This window comes from Mammaliicoccus sp. O-M54, assembly GCF_022386035.1.
In the GTDB taxonomy this organism is placed as follows: Bacteria; Bacillota; Bacilli; order Staphylococcales; family Staphylococcaceae; genus Mammaliicoccus; species Mammaliicoccus sciuri_A.
This window is the reverse complement of sequence record NZ_JAJNJE010000001.1, coordinates 658,113-683,399: the sequence shown is the minus strand read 5'-3', so window position 1 is coordinate 683,399 and position 25,287 is coordinate 658,113. Positions and strand designations below refer to the sequence as shown.

Here is a 25,287-nt window from a genome sequence, read left to right as displayed (position 1 = left end):
TTTTTTGATTTAATAAAATCCTAATATTCTCCCTACAACACCTATTATAATGAGAGTTGTGGCAATATACCATTTTATTTGAATATGTTTCATCTCTTCCTTATTTGCCTTTTCTTTTTCATCAAATAAAGAAATAAGATCATCTTTCAAATTTTTTATATCAGTTTTTAACTCTGTTCTTAAGTTATTCATATCGCCCTTAAACTCAGACCTTAAATTATTTATATCTGTTTTTAATTCTAATCTTGTTGTAGTCAATTCTTTCTTTACTTCCTTGATATTATCTTCAAGTGTATTAAAGCGCGAGTCCATATGATTTTTATGTTCTTCAAATTCAGTTCTTGTTACAAAATCCATTTTTATCACCTCTTAGTTGTTATTATTATTTTAGTATGGTGTGAGATAACGAACGATATCTCAGCATATCTTATTCTCTATGTTTTATATTATTATAAAATATATTTATTTTTAAATCAAGTTTTACTACGCCTATTAATCAGGTATATCACTCTAGTTATTTACACTTCGCCCAAATTTTGTTACTATGGCGACCCTTAGTTACATTTCCTACGACTTTTGTTACTATAGGCGTCCTTAGTTACATTTCCTACGACTTTTGTTACCATAGGCGTCCTTAGTTACATTTCTTACGACTTTTGTTACTACAGACGTTCTTAATTACATTTCCTACGACTTTTGTTACCATAGACGTCCTTAGTTACAATTCTCATGCCTTTTGTTACTATAGACGCCCTTAGTTACAATTCCACGGACTTTTGTTACTATAGACACCCTTAGTTACATTTCCTACGACTTTTGTTACTATGGCCGTCCTTAGTTACATTTCGCCCAACTTTTGTTACCATGGCTGCCCTTAGTTACAATTCCTACGACTTTTGTTACTATAGACGCCCTTATTTACACTTCAACCAACTTTTGTTACCAAGGCTGCCCTTAGTTACATTTCGAGCGACTTTTGTTACTATAGGTGCCCTTAATTACAATTCCTACGACTTTTGTTACTACAGGCGCCCTTATTTACACTTCAACCAACTTTTGTTACCATGGCCTCCCTTATTTACAATTCCTACGACTTTTGTTACTATAGGCGTCCTTAGTTACACTTCGACCAACTTTTGTTACTACAGGCGCCCTTATTTACACTTCGACCAACTTTTGTTACTACAGACTCCCTTATTTACATTTCCTCCAACTTTTGTTACTAACGCCTCCACCATATTTTAACTTCTATAACACATCCCCACATACTCCCCCCAAAATCCACACAAAAAACCCTCAAAGCTTATGCTTTGAGGGCTAATAGCAATTAGTATTGCTTCATGTATTGATCTCTTTCCCATTCTGATACTTGTGTTCTGTAATAATCCCACTCTAATGATTTTGATTGTATGAATTGGCGATAGATATGATTACCTAATGCTTGTTTAACAACTTTATTTTCTTTCATTGCTTTAACAGCTGTGTAAAGTGTTGATGGTAAGTCTTGTACGCCTACCGCTTCACGTTCTTCTCTATCCATTTCATAGATATTTTGATCTACTGATTCTGGTGGTGTTAATTTATTTTTAATACCATCTAATCCAGCTTCTAGGATAGTAGCTAATGCTAAGTAAGGATTAGCTGCTGGGTCTACTGAACGAATTTCAACACGTGTTGATAATCCGCGAGATACAGGTATTCTTACTAATGGTGAACGGTTTTGACCACTCCATGCGATATAACATGGTGCTTCATAACCAGGCACTAAACGTTTGTATGAATTTACTAATGGGTTACATACTGCTGTAAATCCACGTGCATTTTTCAAGATACCAGCAATAAAGTGATATGCATCATCAGTTAATTGCATTTCTCCATTTGGATCGAAGAACGCATTTTCTTTACCTTTGAATAATGAAACGTTAAAGTGCATTCCGCTTCCGTTTACACCAAATAATGGTTTTGGCATGAATGTCGCATGCAAGTTATGTTTACGCGCAATTGTTTTTACAACTAGTTTGAATGTTTGAATGTTATCACATGCTGTTATAGCATCAGCATATTTAAAGTCGATTTCATGTTGACCTGGTGCTACTTCGTGGTGACTTGCTTCAATGTCAAAGCCCATATCTTCTAATTCTAGAACGATATCACGACGACAGTTTTCACCTAAATCTGTAGGTGCTAAGTCGAAGTATCCACCATTATCGTTTAATTCTAATGTTGGTTCTCCTTTTTCATCTAATTTGAATAAGAAGAATTCTGGTTCAGGTCCTAAGTTGAAATCTGTAAATCCTAACTCTTCCATCTCTTTTAATACACGTTTTAAGTTTGTACGTGGATCACCAGGGAATGGTTTGCCATCTGGATTGTAAATGTCACAAATTAATCGTGCTACTTTGCCTTTTCCTGCAGTCCAAGGGAAAATTACCCAAGTGTCTAAGTCAGGACATAAATACATATCCGATTCTTCAATTCGCACGAATCCTTCAATTGAAGAACCGTCAAACATCATTTCATTGTTTAATACTTTTTCTAATTGTGCAATTGGTACTTCAACATTTTTAATTGTTCCTAAAATATCAGTAAATTGTAATCTTAAATAACGTACGTTTTCTTCGTCAGCAAAACGAAAAATATCTTCTTTTGTAAAAGTTTGTTTAGCCATGTGATTATCCTCCAGTTTTTAATTAAAAAATCTTGATAAATCTCCACGGTTAAGTGGTCCCTCTGTTTTAGAAGTTCCTCTAATTACCCGCTCTCTCATCTTCAGTTCTTCATCAGAAAGGTCATTTTCTTCTTCTAAAAGAATTTGTTTGATCCCTTTCATATTAAATCCCTTTTCGATAAGATTTTTAATTTCCAGTAATCGTTCAAGGTCATTTAAAGAAAATAACCGTTGATTACCTTCAGTCCTTTTGGGCGAAACGAGCTCATTGCTTTCGTAGTATCTGATTTGTCTGGCTGTTAGCTCTGTTAACTTGATTACGACACCAATCGGGAACACGGCCATGTTTCTTCTGATTATATCTCTTGACAGCACGACCGCCTCCTTTTGTAAGAACTTGTTATAAATTTAGCACATAAATTTTCAGAAAACAAATGAATGTCAGGAAACCTTACATCTTTTATAATTCAACAAGCTTTTGCTTGATTAAATGCTCTACAGCACGCGTTATCGCAATTTTAACATGTTCATAAGTTAAGCCACCTTGAATGTATGCTTCATATGGTGGTCTAATTGGACCATCTGCCGTTAATTCAATTGAAGATCCTTGAATAAATGTACCTGCAGCCATGATAACATCATCTTCATAACCTGGCATATAGCTAGGCATCGGACTAAAATGCGCATTAATTGGAGATGCGTGTTGTATCGACTGACAAAATGCAATCATTTGTTCTTTTGTTTCAAAAGTAACAGATTGAATAATATCTGTGCGTTTATCTTGGTAATGCGGTGTCGTTGTCATATTTAATTTTTCTAACAAGCGAGAAGTAAATAATGCACCTTTCAAACTTTGACTGACAACATGTGGTGCTAAGAAGAACCCTTGATACATTTCTGGTAAACTTCCTAAAGATGCGCCCGCTTCTTTACCAATTCCTGGTGCTGTTAATCTGTATGCACAACGTTCTATCAGGTCAGCTTTTCCTGAAATATAACCGCCAATTTTAGCTAAACCACCTCCTGGATTTTTAATTAAAGAACCTGCTATTAAATCTGCACCAATTTCAATGGGTTCTTTATCTTCAACAAATTCTCCATAACAATTATCTACAAAGACAATTTTATCTGGATGTCTTTCTTTAATCGCTTTGATTGCTTGTTCAATTTGTGCAATTGTTAATGAAGGTCGCGAACTATAACCTTTAGATCTTTGTATCGCAATGACTTTAGTATTTTCATTAATATTTTCTAACACTGAGTTTATATCTATTTCATTTTGTTTCAATGGTACTTCTCGGTATGTGATACCTTGTTCGATAAAACTTCCTATACCATTACCATTTATACCGATTACTTCTAATAACGTATCATAAGGTGTTCCTGTAATATATAATAATTCGTCTCCATATTTCAGTTGGCTGTTAAGCGCTAATGTTATAGCGTGCGTACCTGAAATAATTTGAGGTCTTACTAAACTGTCTTCAGCTTTAAATACTTTACTATAAACATCTTCTAAATGATCTCGACCTACATCATCGTACCCATATCCAGTTGTACCGATTAAGTCTGATTCAGTGATTTTTACTTCATGAAATGCATCAAGTACATGTTCTTGCGCAATTAATGCATTATGTTCGATTTGATCAAAATATGGTCTTAATTCTTTTTCTACATCAATAATTAATTCTTTTAATTTCTGTTCCATTTGTTTACCTCTTATTTCTGTTTATAACCTTTTATGTGATATGTTTCTGTTTCTTCATCAAAATTCATTTTTTCAACTAAAGTATGGTTTTTTTGCCAATATAATTTGTCAGCATCACTTGATGGAATATCCATTTCATAGTAATCCATTGTCTCTTTAATCATATCGACTAATTTTTCTTTAAATATAGCTTTATCATTAGAATCTTTAGCTGAAACAAATATAGATTGTCCTGATATTGCTGAATGATTAGAAGGCGCTAAATCTTTTTTATTAAATACGACTAACATCGGAATATGGCCCATATCTAATTGATTGACTAAAGTCATAACCGTTTCATACTGTTCCATATAGTGTGGATGACTTGCATCTACAACATGAACGAGTAATTGTGCATATTTCGCTTCTTCTAAAGTAGACTTAAATGCTGCAATCAATGTTGTAGGCAACTTCTGAATAAACCCAACTGTATCAGAAAGTATGACGTTAAACCCGTCATTTATTGTAATGGCGCGAGATTTAGGATCTAAAGTCGCAAATAATAAATCTTGTTCAAATGTTTCATCATTTGATAACTGATTAAACCACGAAGATTTACCGGCATTTGTATAACCAATTAATGCAACTTGGTATGCTTGATTATGTTGACGTCGTTCTCTATAACGTGAACGATGAGAAACGATTGTTTCTAGTTGATGCTTTATTTCATTCATTCGAGTACGAATATGTCTTCTATCTGTTTCTAATTTCGTTTCACCTGGACCTCTCGTACCGATTCCGCCACCTAAACGAGATAAGCTTTTGCCGTGTCCAGATAATCTCGGCAATAAATAATCTAACTGTGCTAATTCAACTTGCAATTGACCTTCTCTACTTGAAGCTCTTTGCGCAAAAATTTCTAAAATCAATTGAGTGCGGTCTATAATTTTTGTGTTAAATAACTCATCTAAATGTTTCGATTGCGCAGTTGTCAATTCATCATTTGCGATGACTGCATTCACTTTAATATCATTCAATTCGATATATTCAATGACTTCTTCTATTTTACCTTTACCAAAATAATATTGTTGATCAGGTCGCTCTCTTTTTTGAGTGAAGACTTCCATGACTTCTAGTTGGCTAGTAACAGCAAGAGATTCCAATTCTTGAACTGTTGATTTAAATGTTGCTTCATCATCTTTTTTATCATGAATTGCTAACAGGATTACTTTTTCAGTTTCTTGCTTTGTCGACTTCATATCATTTTTCATTTTTATCACGCTCACTTTAAATATATTTTAACATATAAACATGCATGCAAATTGATATGACTTTGATAAATTTTTGATTATAATAGAAATAAGAAAAGGAGTGATGGCAATGTCAATTTATGACTTCGTTGTTGCAAAAACGAACGGTGAAGAATATTCATTATCTGAGTATAAAGGAAAAGCAATTTTAATTGTTAATACAGCAAGTGAATGTGGTTTCACACCTCAATTTGAAGGGTTAGAAGCTTTATACCAAGATTATAAAGATCAAGATTTCGTGGTGTTAGGATTCCCATGTAATCAATTTGGTAATCAAGAACCTGGTGACTCTTATGAAGCATACCAAAATTGTAAATTAAATTATGGTGTAACTTTCCCAATGCATGAAAAAATAAAAGTTAAAGGTTCAGAACAACATCCACTTTATGAATATCTTACTTCTGCTAAAAAAGGTATTTTAAATGGATCAATTAAATGGAACTTTACTAAGTTCTTAGTAAATAAAGACGGAGAAGTTGTGAATCGATTTTCTCCACAAAAAAGTCCTGAACAATTGAGAAGTTCAATAGAAGCAGTATTATAATTGATTACACATAAATAAGCGGCTAAGACAATAAAATGTCCTAGCCGCTTATTTTTTCATACACGATTATTGTTCGCTATCTTGATTTTCATCATCTTGAGCATCTACGAAAGTTGAGATAGCATGTTTGTAAATTAGATGTTCTTTCCCTAGAATATCTAATAATACAACTTTGTCGTCAAAGTCGACAATTTTCCCTTTCATTTGAAATCCATTTAGTAAGAATACTGTAAGCTCAGTTCCTTCTGATTTGAATTTCTTAAGTAAAACTTCTTGAATATTTTCTTTCTCTGCCATATGACTTTCCCCTTCACTTGGATAATTGGATTACGTTGTCTGCGATTTCTGTTAAAGACTGTTTATCCCGTTGAAACCAAGTCACATTCATTTTATTTTTAAACCATGTCATTTGACGTTTGGCATATCTTCTTGAATTTTGCTTGATTTGTTCTGTAGAAGTTTCTATGTCTATTTCTCCTTTTACTACTGGTATCAATTCTTTGTATCCAATTGCTTGCATACTTTGTGAATCTTCATACCCTTTCTCAACAAGATTAGACACTTCTCTTAATAATCCTCGCTGCAACATCATGTCAACGCGCATATTAATTCTTTGATATAATGTTTCGCGCGACATTTCTATCCCAATTAATATTGTACTATATTTTCCAGAAAATGTCTGGCTTTTCTTTCTTTCACTTAAAGTTTTTTTTGTATTTAAGTAATATTCAATTGCTCGTTCTACTCTTTTACGATTGTTCGGATGCACTGATGACGCAGTTTCTGGGTCGATTTCATATAAATAATTGTGCAATTCAATATTTGAGCATTTAGATAATTTATTTAATTTATTTTTTGTAATTTCCATTTTTTCAGAACTGATTTTTTCTTCTTCAAGGTTATAATCATATAAAACTGACTGTACATATAAACCTGTTCCACCGACAAGTATCGGCAATTTACCTCTAGCATGAATATCCTTTACAATTCTTTCAAAGTCTTGTTTAAATCGATAAACTGAATATGGTTCATCCGGTTCATATACATCTATTAAATGATGAACAACGCCTTCTTTTTCTTCTTCTGTCACTTTTGCTGTACCAATATCTAGACCTTTATAAATTTGAAAGGCATCACCATTAATAACTTCACCGTTTAAAGATTTTGCTAATTTAATGCTTAATTCTGTTTTACCTACTGCAGTAGGGCCTACTATTGCAATTAATGGTTTTTCATTCATTTGATATTTCCTCTTTTTCTAATTGTTTAATTTGTACCATCAACCAATTATATAAATGTTCATACACTGCATAACGGTTCGTCTCAAATAAAACTTCGTGACGCTTATTCTTATATAATTGTACTGTGACATGCTTAACGCCTGAACGTTTATAAATAGAAGCTAACTGTTTAATACCGTTACCGAATCCACCAAAGTGATCTTCTTTACCTGATACTAGTAAAATCGGCATATTTAAATTTTGTTTTTTAATATAATTGATTTTCTTCGTTTGGACAGCTGCCTTTACTGTTTCTAAAAGTACTTTATGTGAAATTGGAAATCCTGAATAAACATCTTTTTCATATTGCTCGCGATTTTCATCACTTTGACTTAACCATTTATTATCTTTATTTAAATCTTTATGTTGTCGATTCATTGTCTTAAAAGCAATATTATTGATAAATTTTGATTTCGTGCGACTACCTAAAAATAAATTCACAAACTTTAATGCATATAAATTTAACTTGCCTTGAATTTTAGGGTAAACAACCGTCCCTGAAAGTATCAACGCATCTACATCATTAGGATAATCGTGAACAAATTGTCTCGCAACTAGCGAACCCATAGAGTGTCCTAGCATTATAAATGGCAATTTTGGATTAAGTTCATTTTTAAACGTATCACTTACTTCTTTAACATCATCGACTAATTCTTGTAATGCATTAAAATGACCTCTTGAAGAAGCTTCTATGTTCATACCGTGACCTCTGTGATTATGACGGATAACATGAAAACCTCTTTTACATAAATATTCTGCTACTGCATCATATCTATCTTTATGTTCAGCCACACCATGCAGTATATGTATAATTCCAAACGGTTTTTCATCCGTTTTATCAATTGTAACTTCTAAAGTTTGTTCTGTAGATAATGTAATTCTATGATTAAATCGTCTCAAAGACATGCGCCTCCCTTATAAGACATTATAGCAAAATCTATAGTGCTTAAAAATATATTCACAAATCAATCACATAATATATAAAAAACCTGCCGACAAAAATTGTCAGCAGGTTTAAATAGTTGGTTTATAAATTATTTAACAATAGCTGGTTGATCATTTGGATTAACCGCTTCTTTAATAGCTTGTTCTAATTCATCTTTATAAACGCGTTTAGTATCATTATCGTAATTTAATACTTGAGCCATTACTTCAACAATTGCATCTTTATGATCTAATACATATTGAATATCAAAGTATAAACGACCTGAACGACGTACTAAGAAGTCAGTTGGTTTATGAACCATTTCTTTTTGAATGCTGTAAATAACTTCAGCATATACTTCGATTGGAAGATTAACATCTGCAACTTGTGTAGCATGAGCAATAGCAAATACTTCATCTACATTAGATCCGTATTTTCTAGCTAAATAACGTGCTGCATCTTCTGATAAGTTGTAGTTTTTAGCTTCTTTAACTTTACTTTCAACGAATGATTCATAATTTTTACTACCACCAACGTTACCGCCAGAAATGTAAGTTTCTTTTGTACGACAAGGTTTGAATGATAATTTATATTCTTCTTTAAGACGTTTACTTAATAAATCAACAATATCTTGAGCCATATGACGGTAACCTGTTAATTTACCACCAGCGATTGTAAGTAAGCCTGAATCGCCTTCCCAAATTTCGTCTTTACGAGAAATTTCTGATGGATCTTTACCTTTTTCGAAGATTAATGGTCTAACACCAGCCCAAGTTGATTCGATATCTTTATCTTCAACTTTTACAGTTGGGAACATATAGTGAATAGCATCTAATAAATATTGACGATCTTCTTCTGTAACTTTAGGAGAAGATTTATCATTATCATAAATTGTATCAGTAGTACCAACGTATGCTTTTCCATCTCTAGGAATTGCGAAAATCATTCTGCCATCATTTTCTGTATCAAAGTATACAGCTTGACCTAATGGGAATATGCTTTGGTCTATTACAATATGAACACCTTTAGTTAATCTAAGTTGTTTATTGTTTGTTGAATAGTCTTTACCACGTACTTCATCAACCCATGGACCTGCCGCGTTGATAACTCTTTTACCTTTAATTTCGAAAATTTCATTTTGTAATAAATCAGTTACTTCGATACCTGATACTTTTTTCTTTTTGTTGTATAAGAATTTATTTGATTTAGCATAGTTAATGATATCTGCACCAAATTCACGTGCACGTTTCATAACTTCAATTGTTAAACGAGCATCATCTGTACGGTACTCAACATAGTAACCACCAGCTTTTAAACCGTCTTGTTTTACAAGTGGTTCTTTCTTAATTGTTTCTTCTCTGTTTAACATTGTACGACGTTCAGCTTTTTTAACACCTGCTAAGAAATCATAAACTTTCAAGCCGATTGATGTTGTAAATGGACCCATGCTACCGCCTTTGTGTAAAGGTAATAACATCCATTCTGGTGTTGTTACGTGAGGACCATTTTCATAAACGATCGCTCTTTCTTTACCAGTTTCAGCAACTACGCCAACTTGGAATTGTTTTAAGTAACGTAATCCACCATGAACTAATTTCGTACTTCTAGAACTTGTACCTTGTGCAAAGTCTTGCATTTCAACTAATGCTACTTTCATACCACGTTGCGCTGCATCTAAAGCAATACCTGCACCAGTGATTCCTCCACCGATAACAACTACGTCATATTCAGTATTTTTAAGTTGATCTTTAACTTGATTACGATTTAATGCTGATAATTGTTGCATAACCATTTCCTCCTATAAAATGTAAAAAAATGAGAGACTTATCCCTACAAAAATGTACGAACAAAGCCTCTCATGTCTCTACGAAATATTAACTTAACTATATGATAACACAACTTAATCTAATTTAAAAGCTTGAGTGGCTTTTACTGCAGTTTTCCAACCTTTATAAAGTTTTTCACGTTCTTCTTCTTCAAGTTCAGGTTTGAATTCTGTTTCTAATTTCCAACGTTGTTTTATCTCATCTTTAGATTTCCAGAAACCTACTGCTAATCCAGCTAAGTATGCTGCACCTAATGCAGTTGTTTCATTTACTTCTGGTCTTTCTACTGGCGTATTTACAATATCAGCTTGGAATTGCATTAAGAAATTATTCTTAACAGCGCCGCCATCAACTCTTAATGTTTCAACATTAATGCCAGAATCTTTTTCCATTGCTTCTAACACATCTCTAGTTTGGTAACATAATGATTCTAAAGTTGCTCTAATGAAATGTTCTTTTTCAGTACCACGTGTTAAGCCGAAGATTGCACCTCTAGCATCTGCATCCCAATAAGGTGTACCTAAACCAACAAACGCTGGTACGACGTATACGCCTTCTGTAGATTTAACACGATTTGCATAATCTTCTGATGCTGGTGCTGATTTAATCATTCTTAAGCCATCTCTTAACCATTGAATAGCTGATCCTGATACGAAAATACTACCTTCAAGTGCGTAGTTTACTTTACCATCTAGACCATAAGCTAATGTTGTTAATAAACCACTTTCAGATTTTACAGCTTTTTCACCAGTGTTCATTAACATAAATCCACCAGTACCGTATGTGTTCTTAACTTCTCCACTTTCGAAGCAAGCTTGTCCGAATAATGCAGCTTGTTGGTCACCTGCTACACCAGCGATTGCAATTTTTTCACCGAAGAAGTGATGTTGTTGAGTATAACCATATACTTCACTTGAAGGTTTAACTTCTGGCAACATAGAAGCTGGTACATCAAGATATTCTAATAATTCTTCGTCCCATTTCAAGTCATAAATGTTATACATTAATGTTCTACTTGCGTTTGAATAATCTGTTACATGAACGTCACCTGTAAATTTCCAGATTAACCATGTATCAATTGTTCCGAATAATAAATCGCCGTTTTCAGCTTTTTCTCTAGCACCTTCAACATTATCAAGAATCCATTTAACTTTTGTACCTGAGAAATATGGATCTAATAATAGACCAGTTTTTTCTTTAAAAATTGGTTCTAAATCTTTAGATTTTAATTCTGTACAAATGTCTTGAGTTTGTCGAGATTGCCAAACAATTGCATGATAAACTGGGCGTCCCGTATTTTTATCCCATACGACAGCAGTTTCCCTTTGGTTTGTGATACCAATACCTTCGATTTGTTTTGGACTAATGTTATTTTCATTAAGTACACTTGAAATAACTGCTAATACTGAAGTCCAAATTTCATTCGCATCATGCTCAACCCAACCACCTTTAGGGAAGTATTGCTTAAATTCTCTTTGACTCACAAATTTGATAGTACCTTCTTTATCAAAAAGTATTGCTCTAGAACTTGTTGTACCTTGGTCAATTGATAAAATGTATTTTTCCATATTAAACACTCCTATAAATTTGTATATTACAGAATTTCTGAAACTTCGTCTTTAAGTATTGATTTATTTAAGAAAATACCAGACAATACGACAATCACTGTAAAGATGATTGAGAATATAACGAAACCGTTTACAACCCCGTTAAATAAAATATTAAATAATGCTGCACCTAACATACCGCCTGAAATCGGTCCTAAAATTGGCACAATTGCATATTTCCAATTTGAACTTCCTTTACCCGGAATTGGTAATAGCATATGCATGATACGTGGTCCGATATCACGAGCTGGGTTAATCGCATAACCTGTCGCACCACCTAAACTTAAACCAATTGCTACGATTAATAAACCAACAATTAAAGGATTTAAGCCATCAGTAAATTTATTAGTTCCTATAAATAATAATCCCATAACTAAGATCATAGTTCCAATAATCTCACTTAAGAAGTTTGCTACATAGTTTGGATAAGCTGGACCAGTTGAGAATACACCTAACTTAGCACCTTGATCTTCAGTTTTTTTCCAATGTGGTAAATAAGTAGCCCATACTAAAAATGCACCAATCATAGCACCAAGCATTTGAGCCACAATAAATGGAACAACTTTAGACCATGGGAATGATCCGTCAATTGCAAAGCCAAGCGTAACAGCTGGGTTTAAATGTGCCCCGGAAACATTACCAACTGCATAAACACCAAGCATAACAGCTAGCCCCCAACCTAATGAAATAACAATCCAGTCTGCACCTTTACCAAGTGCCCCTTTTAGATTGACGTTAGCACATACACCGCCACCAAATAATATTAAGATGGCTGTACCGATTAATTCACCTAAAAATTCACTCATATTAAACACCCTCCTAAATATAATATGCTAATACATAAAAAGCCCCCTACGTTGAACTACACATCATATTCATATAGTAATTTATACAAATTTAACGCATAGTTTCTTTTCGTAGAGGGTCTCATTTACTCATCTCATATATTAACTTAATTAGAAGTATAATACTTTATGAAAACGTTGTCAAATCAATTTACCAAATTGTAATATCGCTAGATGTAACATATTGTGCACCGCTTTTAATTGCTAAATCAATTTCTTCTTTCGTATTAATTAATCCACCTGCAATAATTCGCTTACCTGTTTTATCACTGATTTCTTTGATCACTTTAGTAGCAACACCTGGTAATACTTCCACTAAATCAGGGTCTGATTGTTTAATCAGTTCAATACTTCTACTTAACGCTGTGCTATCAAGAATAAATACACGTAATATCGTTAAAGTATTTAATTTTTTGGCACGTTTAATAATTTTTGATTTCGTTGATATAATGCCATGTGGTTTATATTGTTGTATAACATATTCAACAGCCGCTTCATCATTTGATAAACCTTTAATTAAATCAATGTGTAGCATCACTTCTTTTTGATGCTTTTTCATTTGCTCTAAAATGCCTTGCAAATGTCCGATATGTGTATCTAATAAAACGCATCTTTCATAATCCATTTTTAAAAATTTTTCCATATCTTTCATAGAGCGAATAGCCGGTAATATATGCTTATTCATTTTATCCTCCTACATAACGCGTTTAAATAATTTTTCTAATTCATACGTCGTTAATTCAATAATAATTGGTCTTCCGTGCGGACAAGTAAATGGGTCAGTTGTTTCTCTTAATTCATCAATTAAATGACTCATTTCATGATTTCTTAAATAATGATTAGCTTTAATAGATTTCTTACAACTCATCATAATTGCTGCATCTTCTCTTAATTTTTTAATATCAACTTTTTCATGATTTAACACGTAATCGATCATATCTTTAATAATTTCTTCAGCCTCAACATTTGGCAACCAAACTGGGTATTCGCTCACCATATAGTCATGATGACCAATTGGTTCTAAAAATACGCCCGCTTCTGCAAGTGATTGTAAATATTTTTCAATAATCATGTGCTCATCTTTAGAAAAATTAAATGTTAGTGGCAACAACAAACTTTGTGTTTCGTTTGTGACTTCACCAATTTTTTCTTTGAAAAATTCATATTTAATTCGTTCTTGTGCAGCATGTTGATCAATCATAAACATGCCTGTATCATTTTGTGCCACAATATATGTTCCGTGAACTTGACCTACAACTTCCATATACGGTACACGTGGCGCTTCAGATACTTGTTCTTCTTCAATTGGCGCTTGATATGGTGTATCGACATGTTCTACTGTATCTTGAACTTCATAAGTTTCTTCATTATTTTCAATATGCTCGGGTTCATCATTTTGAACATCTATATCTCTATTAGTTTCCTGATTGATAGTATCTTCTTGTATAACCGAATGATGTTCTGTCTTATCTTTAAATTGCCAAGAAGGTGAAGGTTCTCTGCTTGCAATGTCATTTGTTTTTTCAATTTCTTCAACACTTTTAGTATTATGAGATATATGCTGATGTTGAGTTGTATTTTGATTTCTTTTAGCTTCAAAATCTATTTTTTGTTGTTCAAAAATTTCTTTTTGTGATTTTTTTGGCTTTTGTTTTTCTAAAGATGTGTCTGGAATTAATGACATACCTCTAAATGCTTCTTTAATTTTTTGATTAATCAAATCATAAAGTAGTTGTTCTTTAGAAAGCCTTACTTCAAGTTTAGTCGGATGTACGTTAACATCTACTAAAATCGGATCCATTTCAATATTTAAATAAACGATAGGATATCTACCGATTGGTAAGAGTGTATGATAACCTTCTATAATCGCTTTGTTAAGTACAAAGTTCTTGATATATCGCCCGTTGATAAATATAGAAATATAATGTCGATTGCTTCTCGTGTGCTCAGGTTTACAAATAAATCCGTTTACGACGTAATCATCTGTTTCTCCATTTATTGGTACAAGGTCTTTCGCAATTTTCATGCCATAAATTTCAGCCATTACTTCATTTGTTCTTCCCGAACCATTCGTTGAAATAACTGTTTTATCATCTGATACGAGATTAAATGCAATATTCGGATGACTCATTGCCATTCTATTGACTATATCCGTAATTTTACCCAGTTCAGTATACAAACTTTTAACATATTTTAATCTTGCTGGCGTATTATAGAATAAATCTTCAACAAGAATATCTGTACCTTTTTTAGCTTTAGCAGGTTGTTTTTTCGTGATTTCACCATTTTCAACGCGCACTTCATGTCCAAGCATACCATCTGTACAAGTCTTCATCGTCACTCTACTCACAGATGAAATACTCGCTAAAGCTTCACCTCTAAAGCCAAGTGTACGAATATGAAACAAATCATAATCGTTATTGATTTTACTTGTCGCATGTCTACCAAATGCTTTAGCTATATCTTCTTCTTCAATGCCTGTTCCATTATCTACGACTCTAATAGATTGAATACCTGATTCTTTAATCGTAATATCAATTTGAGTAGCTTGAGCATCAATTGCATTTTCCAACAATTCTTTTACAACAGAAGCTGGTCTTTCAACCACTTCACCTGCAGCTATTTTGTTGGCTAAAGATAATTCGAGTTCTTTAATTTTTCCCAATGCACTCACACTTTCTATTTAAGTTGTTTTTGTAATTCATGCAGTTTTGATAATGCTTCAATAGGTGTTATGTTCATTAAATCAATTGATTTAAGTTTCTTTTCAATTTCAGATTGCCCTTGTTCTTCAAATAATTGGAATGACGGTTGTTCATACTTATCTGCTTCTTTTTCTACTTTTGTATGAGATTCAAGTTCTTGCAAAATAGTATGAGCTCTTTCAATAATTTCATCAGGTAAATCCGTTAACTTTGCTACATGAATACCATAACTTTGATCAACTGCGCCTTCTTTTACTTTATGCAAGAAAATCAATTCTCCTTGATATTCTTGTGCAGCAACGTGAATATTTTTAAGTCCAGATAACGTTTCATCTAAATGTGTTAACTCATGATAATGTGTAGAGAATAATGTTTTTGCTTTTGTATGATGATGTACATATTCAATCATAGACTGTGCAAGCGCTAGACCATCAAATGTAGATGTACCTCTTCCAATTTCATCAAATATAATTAAGCTATCTTCAGTTGCACCAACCATAGCTTTTTCAGCTTCTAACATTTCGACCATAAATGTACTTTTGCCTGAAACTAAATCATCTGCTGCACCAATTCTTGTAAAGATTTGATCAAATATTGGCAATTGCGCATAATCTGCAGGCACATATGCTCCCATTTGAGCCATAATACTAATAATAGCTATTTGACGCATATACGTACTCTTACCAGACATATTTGGTCCTGTTATTAAATAGATAAAGCCTTCTTTATCTAAATAACAGTCATTTGGTACATAGTCATTATGATCCATTACGCGTTCAACAACCGGATGTCGCGATGATTTAAGTGATAATGTTTTATCTTCACTAAAGATTGGGCGAGTATAATGATATTTTTGCGCAATTTCAGCAAAGCTTTGTAAACAGTCTATTTCTGATAGTAATTTAGCTTGTGCTTGTAATTTTTCAGTATAAGCTTTCACTTCTTGTCTTAATTCCAGGAATAGTTGATATTCTAGTTCGATTGCTTTATCTTCTGCGCCTAAAATGATAGATTCCTTTTCTTTTAATTCTTCAGTAATAAATCGTTCAGCATTTGATAATGTTTGCTTACGTTGATATCCTAGAGCATCTGTATCAATATGATTTAAATTTGCTTTTGTAATTTCAATATAGTACCCAAAAACTTTGTTAAAGCTTACTTTTAATGATTTTACACCCGTTCGTTCACGTTCTTTTAATTGTAATTCTGCAATCCATTGCTTTCCATTTGTTGAAGCTTCTTTATATTGATCTAATGTTTCGTTAAAGCCTTTTTTAAATATCCCACCTTCTTTAACAGAAATCGGTGGATCTTCTACTAAACTTTCATCTAATAATCGTTCTAAATCATTTAATGGTTCAAGATCTTTAAATCGATCTATAGACTTTGAGTCTAATCTTTCAATAATTTCTTTAACATATGGAATTTGTTTTATTGAATAATTCAGCTGTACTAAATCTTTAGCATTCACATTACCGTAGCTGACTCTTCCGACTAATCTTTCAATATCATATACCATGTTTAAATAGCTTCTAAGTTCATCACGTTCAATAAACCCATTCACTAATTGTTCAACAGCATCTAATCTTTGCTCGATATCTCTTTGGTTGATAAGTGGTCTATCTATCCATTGCTTTAATCTTCTTGCGCCCATTGGTGTCTTCGTATCATCCATCAACCATAATAATGTACCTTTTTTAGATTTAAGTCTGATACTTTCTGTTAATTCAAGATTTCGTTTCGCGTAAAAGTCCATTTTCATATAATCTAAAGCTCTATATACGACAACTTCTTCTAAGTGTGGCATATCGCGTTTACCATTATCATGAATATAATTTAATAAATAATTTAATGATTTTTTTTGAGCGTGAGATGTGCCCGTGACAACTTCATAATCTCGTTCTTCATAGCTATCAATAACTGTGATTGTTTCAGTTATAAGCTGAATTTGTTTATATAAATTATCTGGTAACACTTTATTAACAATAATCTCATTAGGGTGAATCGTTGTAATTTCATTAATTAAAGTTGTTTCATCAACAAATGATGTTACTTTTAATTCTCCTGTTGTGACATCACAGTAACTTAAATGAAACTCTCCGTCTTCTTTTATAAATCCTAATATATAATTATTTGCTTTTTCATCCATACCCTTTTGATCCATAACCGTACCTGGCGTAATGACTTGCACAACTTCTCTACGAACCATTCCTTTAGTTTGTGTCGGATCTTCCATTTGTTCACAAATCGCGACTTTATAACCTTTTGAAATAAGTTTTTCAATATATCCAGAAGCAGAATGATACGGTACCCCGCACATTGGTATTGGATCTTTTTTAGCATCTCTTCTTGTTAGTGTTATTTCTAATACTCTCGATGCTTCAATTGCATCATCATAGAACATTTCATAAAAATCACCTAATCTGAAAAATAATAATGTATCTTGATATTGAGATTTTATCTTTAAATATTGAGCCATCATCGGCGTTGGTTTAGACATCTTTATTCACGTTCCTTTTTTTAACTTTCGATTTATCTATTTTATCAAAATTTCTACTATTAAACGAGTATGTTTATTTATTAAAAAAAGAGCGTAATGAAGCAATTTATGCTTCACGCCCTTTAATTCATGATGTATCTTTAATTATCATTTTTTAATTTCTTTAATATACCTCTTTTTTCAAAAGCCTTTAATAATATATAACTTGCGATAGCGCCTATTAGACTACTAAAGAAAAATGATAAAAATAATGGCCAAAATGCAATTTTTCCTAGTCCTAGTAACCAACTTATCGGAATACAAACGAAGCTACCTATCACACCAGTACCTATAACTTCTCCTAAAGATGCAATCGTTAATTGTTTGCGATATTTATAAAGTAAACTTGCTAATAATACGCCTATCATACTGCCTGGAAAAGCAAAAATCGTGCCTAAACCTAGTAAGTTTCTAATAAACGAAGATAACAAAGCTTGCGCTAAGCCATACCATGGTCCAAGAAATACGGCTGATATAACATTAATAAAATGTTGCATTGGCAATGCTTTTATTGGACCTATTGGTATCGTGATAAATGTACTAAAGACAACATTTATTGTTGTTAATATTGCGGTTAAAGTCATTAATTTAGTCTTCTTCATTATATTTCCTCCAAATAAAAAATCATTAGTCTACGTATTGGCAGACTAATGATTATGAGCATATATAATCTTTAGTTGCACAATCTCTACGCCAGTATTACCTGGATCAAATCTACACGTATATTCTCAGCCTTGTTAGGCACCGTGTGTGCAATATGTTAAATCTTAATTTGAACAGCTACTTGTATTTGGAGCATTTCTAACGGCTGCACCTGTTTCACCAGTAAGTTGATTACCACCTGTTGATTCAATAATTTCATTTGTAACTGTATGGCTAATTGAATGAGAAACCATTTGTAAAAGTTCATTAACTTCAACTTGCGCTTCTTTAAATTCACTTACAATTGGCATTTCATCTAATTCTTTTTCAATGTTTTTTATTTTTTCTTCAACCATAGCTAAAGCTTTATCTTTACCATAGTTTTGGAAATTAACTGCTTGTTTTTGTAAAGATTTCAAACTAGCCATTTTTTCTCTGACTGTTTGATTCTCATGAATTTGCGCTTCTGCACGTTTAAAGAAATCTACTTCTTCTGTTTCTGACATCATTTTCCCCAGTTTACGCGCTTGTTCTAAAATATCATCTTTTGTATACATTTAATGTACCACCTTTTCTTTAGATACAACATCTATAAATTCACCATTTAATGAATATTGTTTTGCTTCAGTAATTTTTACTTTTACGATTTTGCCGATTACATCTTTTGGTGCTTTAAAGTTAACTAATTTATTCTTTTCAGTATAGCCTGCTAATACCGCTTCATCTCTCTTACTTGAACCTTCACATAGAACAAATACTTCTTGTCCTTCATATGGTTTCAATGATTCAGCAGCATATTCACCAACTACTTTATTTAATCTTTGAAGTCTTTCTTTTTTCTCTTTATCAGGCACATTATCTTTCATCTTAGCTGCTGGTGTACCTTCTCTCGGAGAATATACATATGTGTATGCATGTTCGAAACCAACTTCATGATACAACTTTATTGTTTCTAAAAATTGTTCTTCTGTTTCATTAGGATAGCCAACAATGATATCCGTTGTCAATGCTACATCTGGAATTGCTGCTCTTATTTTTTGAACTAATTCCAAATAACTTTCACGTGTATATTTTCTACCCATAATTTTTAACACTTGGTTATTACCAGATTGTACTGGTAAATGTATATGAGGTACGATATTTCCACCATTAGCAATCACTTCAATTAAACGATCATCAAAGTCCCAAGGATGACTCGTCGTAAAACGTACGCGCGGTATATCGATTTTAGTGATGTCATTTAACAAATCACCTAATCCATAATTTAAACCTTCGATATCTTTACCGTATGCATTTACATTTTGACCTAATAAACATATTTCTTGGTAACCTTGTCTAGCTAGGTCTCTTACTTCAGCAATAATTTCTTCAGGCATACGACTTCTCTCTTTACCACGAGTGAACGGTACAATGCAATACGTACAGAATTTGTCACAACCGTACATAATATTTACCCACGCTTTAATTCTACCATTTCTTACTTTAGGTAGATTTTCGATAACGTCGCCTTCTTTAGACCATACTTCAACAACCATCGCTTTAGACATATATGCTTCTTCTAAAATTTCAGGCAATCTATGGATGTTGTGTGTACCGAAAATCATATCAACATTCTGGTATGATTTAAGAATCTTATTAACGACAGATTCTTCTTGTGACATACATCCACATACACCAATTAAACAATCTGGTCGCTCTTGTTTAAGATGCTTTAAATTCCCAATTTCACTGAACACTTTATTTTCAGCATTCTCTCTTATCGCACACGTATTAAGTAATATCACATCTGCATCTTCTACTGAATTCGTCGGTCCAAAACCTAACGCCTGCAAAATACCAGCCATTACTTCCGTATCATGTTCATTCATTTGACAACCATATGTTCTAATATAGAATTTACGACCTTTCCCCATACCTCTATGTCGTTCGTCTATTTTAAAATCATCATGATATTCAACTTGTGATTTCCCTCTTTGTTTAGCGTCCTTTAAATTTGGAGGTTGATAAACATGTTCGAAGTACTTGCTATAATCCTTCTCTAAATTAGGTTCTGTCTTCGCTTTGGCCCCATGTTTTCTTTGCTCTTCATTCAATTTCAAAACCCTTTCTGCCCATATATTTATACCTATATATTATATTAGAGTTCAACATAAAGTGCAAAAATGTTCCGACATTTTTGCACTTTCATTTCATGTACTTATTATTTAATTTTAAAGATGCTTAATCCAAAATCTTCTCGTATTTTCATGTTCATCTGATTTATACGGTTCATCTTCTACACCATTATTATTTATAATGACTTTCGCACTTGCATCATTTGATTCATCACAAGTTACAAGAACTGAATGAACACCTTCATTATTTAAATTCTTAACTGCATAATTCAACAACTTAGTCGCATAACCTTTGCCTCGTTCGCTTTTTCTAACACCGTAACCGACATGTCCACCCTTTTTATTTAAATAGTCATTTAAGGCATATCTAATATTTACAGCGCCAACAATTTTGTCATCATCAATAAGTACATATGTTTTTGCTTTTACAAAGTTTGCGTCAACTGGGTCTATCGCTTCTTCTAACATGATCAACATCTTATCAAAACCACCGTGTTGACGGACGTCAGTCGCCCATGGAACAACCGGTTCTTCGTTTTCATACCATTCATTTATATATTCTGTGAATAACGATTCAATATCTTTATCTATTTCTCTGAATTCCATAAACGCATCCCCTTTTAATTTAATTCTTTTATTTGTTCATCATCATTTGTATTTAACATATGATAATAAATGCCTTGTTGTTCGATTAATGCATCTTGAGAGCCAGATTCAATCAATTCACCATGTGATAATACAAAGACTAAGTCTGCTTTTTTAACTGTATTTAAACGGTGCGCAATAATAACACTCGTTCTACCTTGCATTAATGTATCTAACGCTTCTTGAATTTTAATTTCAGTAACTGTATCGATACTACTTGTTGCTTCATCCAATAAAAGTATTTTAGGATCTTGAAGTAAACATCTTGCGATAGAAATAAGCTGTTTCTCACCTTGAGATAATGAACCAGATTCACCTTTCAATACTGTATCATAACCATTTTCTAAAGCTTCTATAAAGTCATGTGCATTTGCTTTTTTGGCAGCTTCTACAACTTCTTCATATGTAGCATTAGGCGTTCCATACATAATATTGTCTTTGATCGTTCCGTCAAATAAATAGGAATCTTGTAACACGACACCTATAGAACTTCTCAAAGATTCACGTGTTATTTTATTTATTGGAATGCCATCGATAAGAATTCGTCCTTTATTCACTTCATAATAATGAAGGATAAGTTGCACGATTGTCGTCTTACCTGCACCAGTTGCGCCGACTAATGCAACAGATTCACCGTTATTAATTTTAAAGGATAAATCTTTTATAGTCGGTACTTTTTGGTTAGGATCATATTTGAATTCAACATGTTCGAATTCAATTTCTCCATTAATATTTTGATAATCTTGCGCCTCTTTATCATCTTTCTCACTTGGTTCATCCATAATATCAAAGACACGTTCGGCACCTGCTATTGCAGATAATACTGTATTAAATTGGTTTGCTAAATCAGATAACGGTCTTGTAAACTGTCTCGCATATTCAGCGAAAATCACGATTACCCCAACTGTAACACCAGCAGTTTGATTAAGAGCTAATATACCACCAATACCAGCTACAATGGCAAAGCTTAAATTATTTAAATAGTTCATTACTTTCGGTATTAAACCACCAAATGTGATTGACCAAAAACTATATTCTCTCACGTCTTTCGCTTTTTCATTAAATGTATCTATAACATACTTTTCTTGAGAAAAAGCTTTAACTACTGTTTGTCCATTTACAATTTCCTCGATATATCCATTCATAATTCCAAATTGTTTTTGGCGTAAAGCATATAACACACTTGTTCGTGCAGTAATCCATCTTAAGCTTATAAACATGATTGGAATAATAATAACTGTCAATAGTGTGAGTAAAGGACTTAAATACAGCATAATTGAAAGTGTACCAATAAGTGTCACGACACTAGAAGTAAACTGTATAAATGATGAATTTAATACTTGTGATACATTTTCAATATCATTTTGCATTCGACTCATCAGTTCACCATGTTGCTTTTGATCATAATAAGCGACAGGCAAAGTTTGAAAATGTTTAAAGAGTTGATTTCTTAATAAATATACCGTGCGCTGGGCAATACTGACCATCATAAATGAGCCTATATATGATGTAACTGAAAGCATTATATATACAATAGCAAGCAGTATGATATATTGTGGCAGCCCATTTAATTCTTTCGGTATAATTTTCGTATCAATGATATGTCCGATTAAAAACGGTCCAACTAAACTTAATATGGATGAACAAATAATCATTAGAATTACGACAATCAATTGTATTCGCTTTTCATCTATTAATTTCCATATATTTAATAATGTACCTTTCGTATCTCTTGCTCTTTTTTTCTTTTTAGTTGGATTTTGAGTACGATTTTTATCTTCAAATACTGATTTATGACCATAAGGGTTTCTTAGACTCATGATGAACTCACCGCACTTTCTTGACTACTTGCAATTTCTTTATACAATGGTGATGTTTCTAATAGTGTTTCATGTGTCCCAATCGCTTCAATACGTCCATCGACTAGTAACATAATTCGATCTGCTGTTTGAGCAGTTGAAATTTTTTGTGTCACAATTAATTTAGTCGTTTCTTCATCTTCCAAAGCATCCCATAAAGCAGATTCCGTCTTAATATCTAATGCTGATGTAGAATCATCTAAAATTAATAAACCTGGTTTCCTAACAAGTGCTCTAGCAATAGATAGTCTTTGCTTTTGACCACCTGATAACGTCACACCTTGTTGGCCAATCATCGTATCATATTGATGATCAAAACGTTCGATAGATTGATGTATTTGGGCTTTTTCTGAAGATAATTCTAGCATTTCACTTTCAGCTGATGGATCTCCAAATTGTAAATTCTCATAAATTGTTCCTGAGAATAACAATGCTTTTTGAGGTACGTATCCAATTGCATCTCTTAAAGATTCAATTTCCCAATCGTTTACGTTTTTATTGTTAAGCAATATTTCTCCAGATGTCACTTTATACATTTTAGGTATCAAACTGAGTAAAGTTGATTTACCAGAACCAGTAGATCCCATAATGGCAAAAGTTTCTCTCGGTTTCACTTCAAATGATATATGTTCTAAAACAGGCTTATGACTATTTGGATACGTGAAAGAAACATCTTTAAATTGAATAGGATATGCATAATTTGGCTTATGTTCGATTTCATTATTGAACACTTTTTCATCTGATGGCGTAATTAATACTTCTTCAATTCGTTCACTTGATGCTTTCATTCTGCTAAGTGTCATGATTAAGAAAGCAAGCATCCCAAATCCACCTTGCATTCTCATACCATAATTTAATATAGCAACTAATTTACCAACTTCTAAAGTAGAATGATCGATCATATCTGAACCAAACCATACAACAGCTAATATACTGCCATTTATAATCAATAATAATGAAGGATTGATAAATTCCATGAGGCGTAGCGCGTATGTATAATTGCTTCTAATATCTTTGATTTTTTCATTAAATTGATTGATTTCTTGTTTGCTCGTTTGGCTTGCTTTAATTAATCTAACCGCTTCTAAATTCTGTTGGAAAAATCTATTCATTTCATCAAATTTTCTTTGTATTTTTGTGAATAGTTTAGATCCTTTTCGCGCAATTACAAATATAATAATAAAAATAATCGGAGAACCTATTACTAAATAAATTGCTAATTTCGGTTCGACTGCAAAACTTAAAATAATGCTCCCAATAATCATTAAAGGTGCTCGTAACATGATTCGAATTGACATATATACTGCTTGATCACAATTGGTTACATCACTTGTTAACCTCGTAATTAAACTTGAAGTCTTAAACCTCTCTAATGTTGCTAAAGAAAAAGATTGGATTTTCTTAAATTGTTCAGTTCTTAAATCATAAGCAAATGCTTGTGATACATGCCCCGCAACAAAACTATTCCATATCCCTGATAAAAGGGCTACTAATCCTGTTACAAGCATAATCACTAAATATAAATATACGTGGTTCAAATCATTCTTTAAAATGCCGTTATCAATAATTTCTGATATAAAAATGGGTTGAATGAGTTCAACCGCTAATTCTACTAACATTAATATTAAACCGAGTATAAACAACCATTTATACGGTCTAATAAATTTAAGTACCGTTTTCAATTTACATATCCCCTTTAATATATTTTCCTATAACATTCTCCTTTTCTTCTAACTCATTATTTTGAAATTATGATTTATACTTATCCGTTAATGTATCCATTGTTATACCTTCAGGCACATGATAGAACTTTATCTGAGAAATAATACTGTCACATTCAAGTTCAACCATACGTTCATTTATTTGTTCAATGAGAATAAGACATGCATTTAAATCTCCTTCTATCGTTGTTTCTAAAGGATGCACTTCATATTTAAGACCCGATTGATCGATGATACTGATTGCCTCATCAACTAATGGAATAACACCTGTTTGTTGATGTTCTGGAATAATTTGAATACTCATTAATGTATTTGTCATTTCGAATCCCCCTTTTCTATGTATAAAAGCTCATAGATAAATCTATGAGCT

At 32.6% G+C, this 25,287-nt stretch carries 21 protein-coding genes, 1 pseudogene and 1 riboswitch; of the genes and pseudogenes, 1 reads left to right on the top strand and 21 read right to left on the bottom strand.

The window, feature by feature from the left end:
- Nucleotides 1-9: 9 nt before the first annotated feature.
- The 5 genes and pseudogenes from LQ673_RS03410 to hflX all read right to left on the bottom strand — a co-directional run bounded on the left by LQ673_RS03410 (nt 10) and on the right by hflX (nt 5,626).
- Entirely contained in the window at nt 10-357 is a 348-nt protein-coding gene (locus LQ673_RS03410) for a helix-turn-helix domain-containing protein (RefSeq protein ID WP_191835521.1), read from the bottom strand.
- 970 nt (nt 358-1,327) lie between these two features.
- Complete coding sequence (glnA, locus tag LQ673_RS03405; protein WP_025905621.1) at nt 1,328-2,668, bottom strand: type I glutamate--ammonia ligase; 1,341 nt, start codon at nt 2,666-2,668, stop codon at nt 1,328-1,330.
- A 137-nt stretch (nt 2,669-2,805) separates the two neighbouring features.
- Nucleotides 2,806-3,043 (bottom strand): annotated as a pseudogene (locus LQ673_RS03400) (MerR family transcriptional regulator); the annotation flags it as partial.
- 85 nt (nt 3,044-3,128) lie between these two features.
- Nucleotides 3,129-4,376, bottom strand: coding sequence for a methionine gamma-lyase family protein (locus tag LQ673_RS03395; protein ID WP_126477431.1), 1,248 nt, complete (start codon nt 4,374-4,376; stop codon nt 3,129-3,131).
- A gap of 11 nt (nt 4,377-4,387) precedes the next feature.
- A complete protein-coding gene (gene hflX / locus LQ673_RS03390; RefSeq protein WP_191835520.1) occupies nt 4,388-5,626 on the bottom strand; it encodes a GTPase HflX in 1,239 nt (412 codons plus the stop codon).
- A gap of 109 nt (nt 5,627-5,735) precedes the next feature.
- Between hflX and LQ673_RS03385 the strand changes: the two genes are divergently transcribed.
- Nucleotides 5,736-6,209, top strand: a complete 474-nt coding sequence (locus LQ673_RS03385; protein ID WP_037587881.1) for a glutathione peroxidase — start codon at nt 5,736-5,738, stop codon at nt 6,207-6,209.
- Nucleotides 6,210-6,275: 66 nt separating this feature from the next.
- Here LQ673_RS03385 and hfq read toward each other — a convergent pair whose 3' ends face one another.
- The 16 genes from hfq to LQ673_RS03305 form a co-directional block, all read right to left on the bottom strand.
- Nucleotides 6,276-6,506 carry an RNA chaperone Hfq gene (gene hfq, locus LQ673_RS03380; protein ID WP_037587879.1) on the bottom strand — a complete coding sequence of 77 codons (231 nt, stop codon included), beginning with the start codon at nt 6,504-6,506 and terminating at the stop codon, nt 6,276-6,278.
- Nucleotides 6,507-6,519: 13 nt separating this feature from the next.
- Nucleotides 6,520-7,449: a tRNA (adenosine(37)-N6)-dimethylallyltransferase MiaA gene (gene miaA, locus LQ673_RS03375; protein WP_126477433.1), complete on the bottom strand. Its 930-nt coding sequence runs from the start codon at nt 7,447-7,449 to the stop codon at nt 6,520-6,522.
- A complete protein-coding gene (locus LQ673_RS03370; RefSeq protein WP_159315067.1) occupies nt 7,442-8,389 on the bottom strand; it encodes an alpha/beta fold hydrolase in 948 nt (315 codons plus the stop codon). The genes miaA and LQ673_RS03370 overlap by 8 nt, the downstream gene beginning before the upstream one ends.
- A 134-nt stretch (nt 8,390-8,523) precedes the next feature.
- Nucleotides 8,524-10,200 carry a glycerol-3-phosphate dehydrogenase/oxidase gene (locus tag LQ673_RS03365; protein WP_037587873.1) on the bottom strand — a complete coding sequence of 559 codons (1,677 nt, stop codon included), beginning with the start codon at nt 10,198-10,200 and terminating at the stop codon, nt 8,524-8,526.
- Nucleotides 10,201-10,314: 114 nt separating this feature from the next.
- Nucleotides 10,315-11,808 carry a glycerol kinase GlpK gene (gene glpK / locus LQ673_RS03360; RefSeq protein WP_037587871.1) on the bottom strand — a complete coding sequence of 498 codons (1,494 nt, stop codon included), beginning with the start codon at nt 11,806-11,808 and terminating at the stop codon, nt 10,315-10,317.
- Nucleotides 11,809-11,834: 26 nt separating this feature from the next.
- The gene (locus LQ673_RS03355; protein WP_191835518.1) at nt 11,835-12,653 is read right to left on the bottom strand and encodes an MIP/aquaporin family protein; all 819 of its coding nucleotides are present in this window, start codon (nt 12,651-12,653) and stop codon (nt 11,835-11,837) included.
- Between the two features lie 190 nt (nt 12,654-12,843).
- Nucleotides 12,844-13,377: a glycerol-3-phosphate responsive antiterminator gene (locus tag LQ673_RS03350; RefSeq protein WP_037587870.1), complete on the bottom strand. Its 534-nt coding sequence runs from the start codon at nt 13,375-13,377 to the stop codon at nt 12,844-12,846.
- A 9-nt stretch (nt 13,378-13,386) separates the two neighbouring features.
- A complete protein-coding gene (gene mutL / locus LQ673_RS03345) occupies nt 13,387-15,357 on the bottom strand; it encodes a DNA mismatch repair endonuclease MutL (protein ID WP_191835517.1) in 1,971 nt (656 codons plus the stop codon).
- 14 nt (nt 15,358-15,371) lie between these two features.
- Nucleotides 15,372-17,897: a DNA mismatch repair protein MutS gene (gene mutS, locus LQ673_RS03340; RefSeq protein ID WP_239704630.1), complete on the bottom strand. Its 2,526-nt coding sequence runs from the start codon at nt 17,895-17,897 to the stop codon at nt 15,372-15,374.
- Nucleotides 17,898-18,037: 140 nt separating this feature from the next.
- Nucleotides 18,038-18,538, bottom strand: a complete 501-nt coding sequence (gene thiW, locus LQ673_RS03335; protein ID WP_191835515.1) for an energy coupling factor transporter S component ThiW — start codon at nt 18,536-18,538, stop codon at nt 18,038-18,040.
- Nucleotides 18,539-18,603: 65 nt separating this feature from the next.
- Nucleotides 18,604-18,695: riboswitch (TPP riboswitch) on the bottom strand.
- An 8-nt stretch (nt 18,696-18,703) separates the two neighbouring features.
- Nucleotides 18,704-19,135, bottom strand: coding sequence for a YlbF/YmcA family competence regulator (locus LQ673_RS03330; protein WP_025905606.1), 432 nt, complete (start codon nt 19,133-19,135; stop codon nt 18,704-18,706).
- Nucleotides 19,136-20,671, bottom strand: a complete 1,536-nt coding sequence (miaB, locus tag LQ673_RS03325) for a tRNA (N6-isopentenyl adenosine(37)-C2)-methylthiotransferase MiaB (RefSeq protein ID WP_126477438.1) — start codon at nt 20,669-20,671, stop codon at nt 19,136-19,138.
- Nucleotides 20,672-20,788: 117 nt separating this feature from the next.
- Nucleotides 20,789-21,298 carry a GNAT family N-acetyltransferase gene (locus tag LQ673_RS03320; RefSeq protein ID WP_191835514.1) on the bottom strand — a complete coding sequence of 170 codons (510 nt, stop codon included), beginning with the start codon at nt 21,296-21,298 and terminating at the stop codon, nt 20,789-20,791.
- Nucleotides 21,299-21,312: 14 nt separating this feature from the next.
- A complete protein-coding gene (locus LQ673_RS03315) occupies nt 21,313-23,157 on the bottom strand; it encodes an ABC transporter ATP-binding protein (protein ID WP_037587859.1) in 1,845 nt (614 codons plus the stop codon).
- The gene (locus tag LQ673_RS03310) at nt 23,154-24,878 is read right to left on the bottom strand and encodes an ABC transporter ATP-binding protein (protein WP_126477441.1); all 1,725 of its coding nucleotides are present in this window, start codon (nt 24,876-24,878) and stop codon (nt 23,154-23,156) included. Before LQ673_RS03310 ends, LQ673_RS03315 begins: the two co-directional genes overlap by 4 nt.
- A 67-nt stretch (nt 24,879-24,945) precedes the next feature.
- Nucleotides 24,946-25,236, bottom strand: coding sequence for a thiamine-binding protein (locus LQ673_RS03305; RefSeq protein WP_025905601.1), 291 nt, complete (start codon nt 25,234-25,236; stop codon nt 24,946-24,948).
- Between the last annotated feature and the right edge of the window lie 51 nt (nt 25,237-25,287).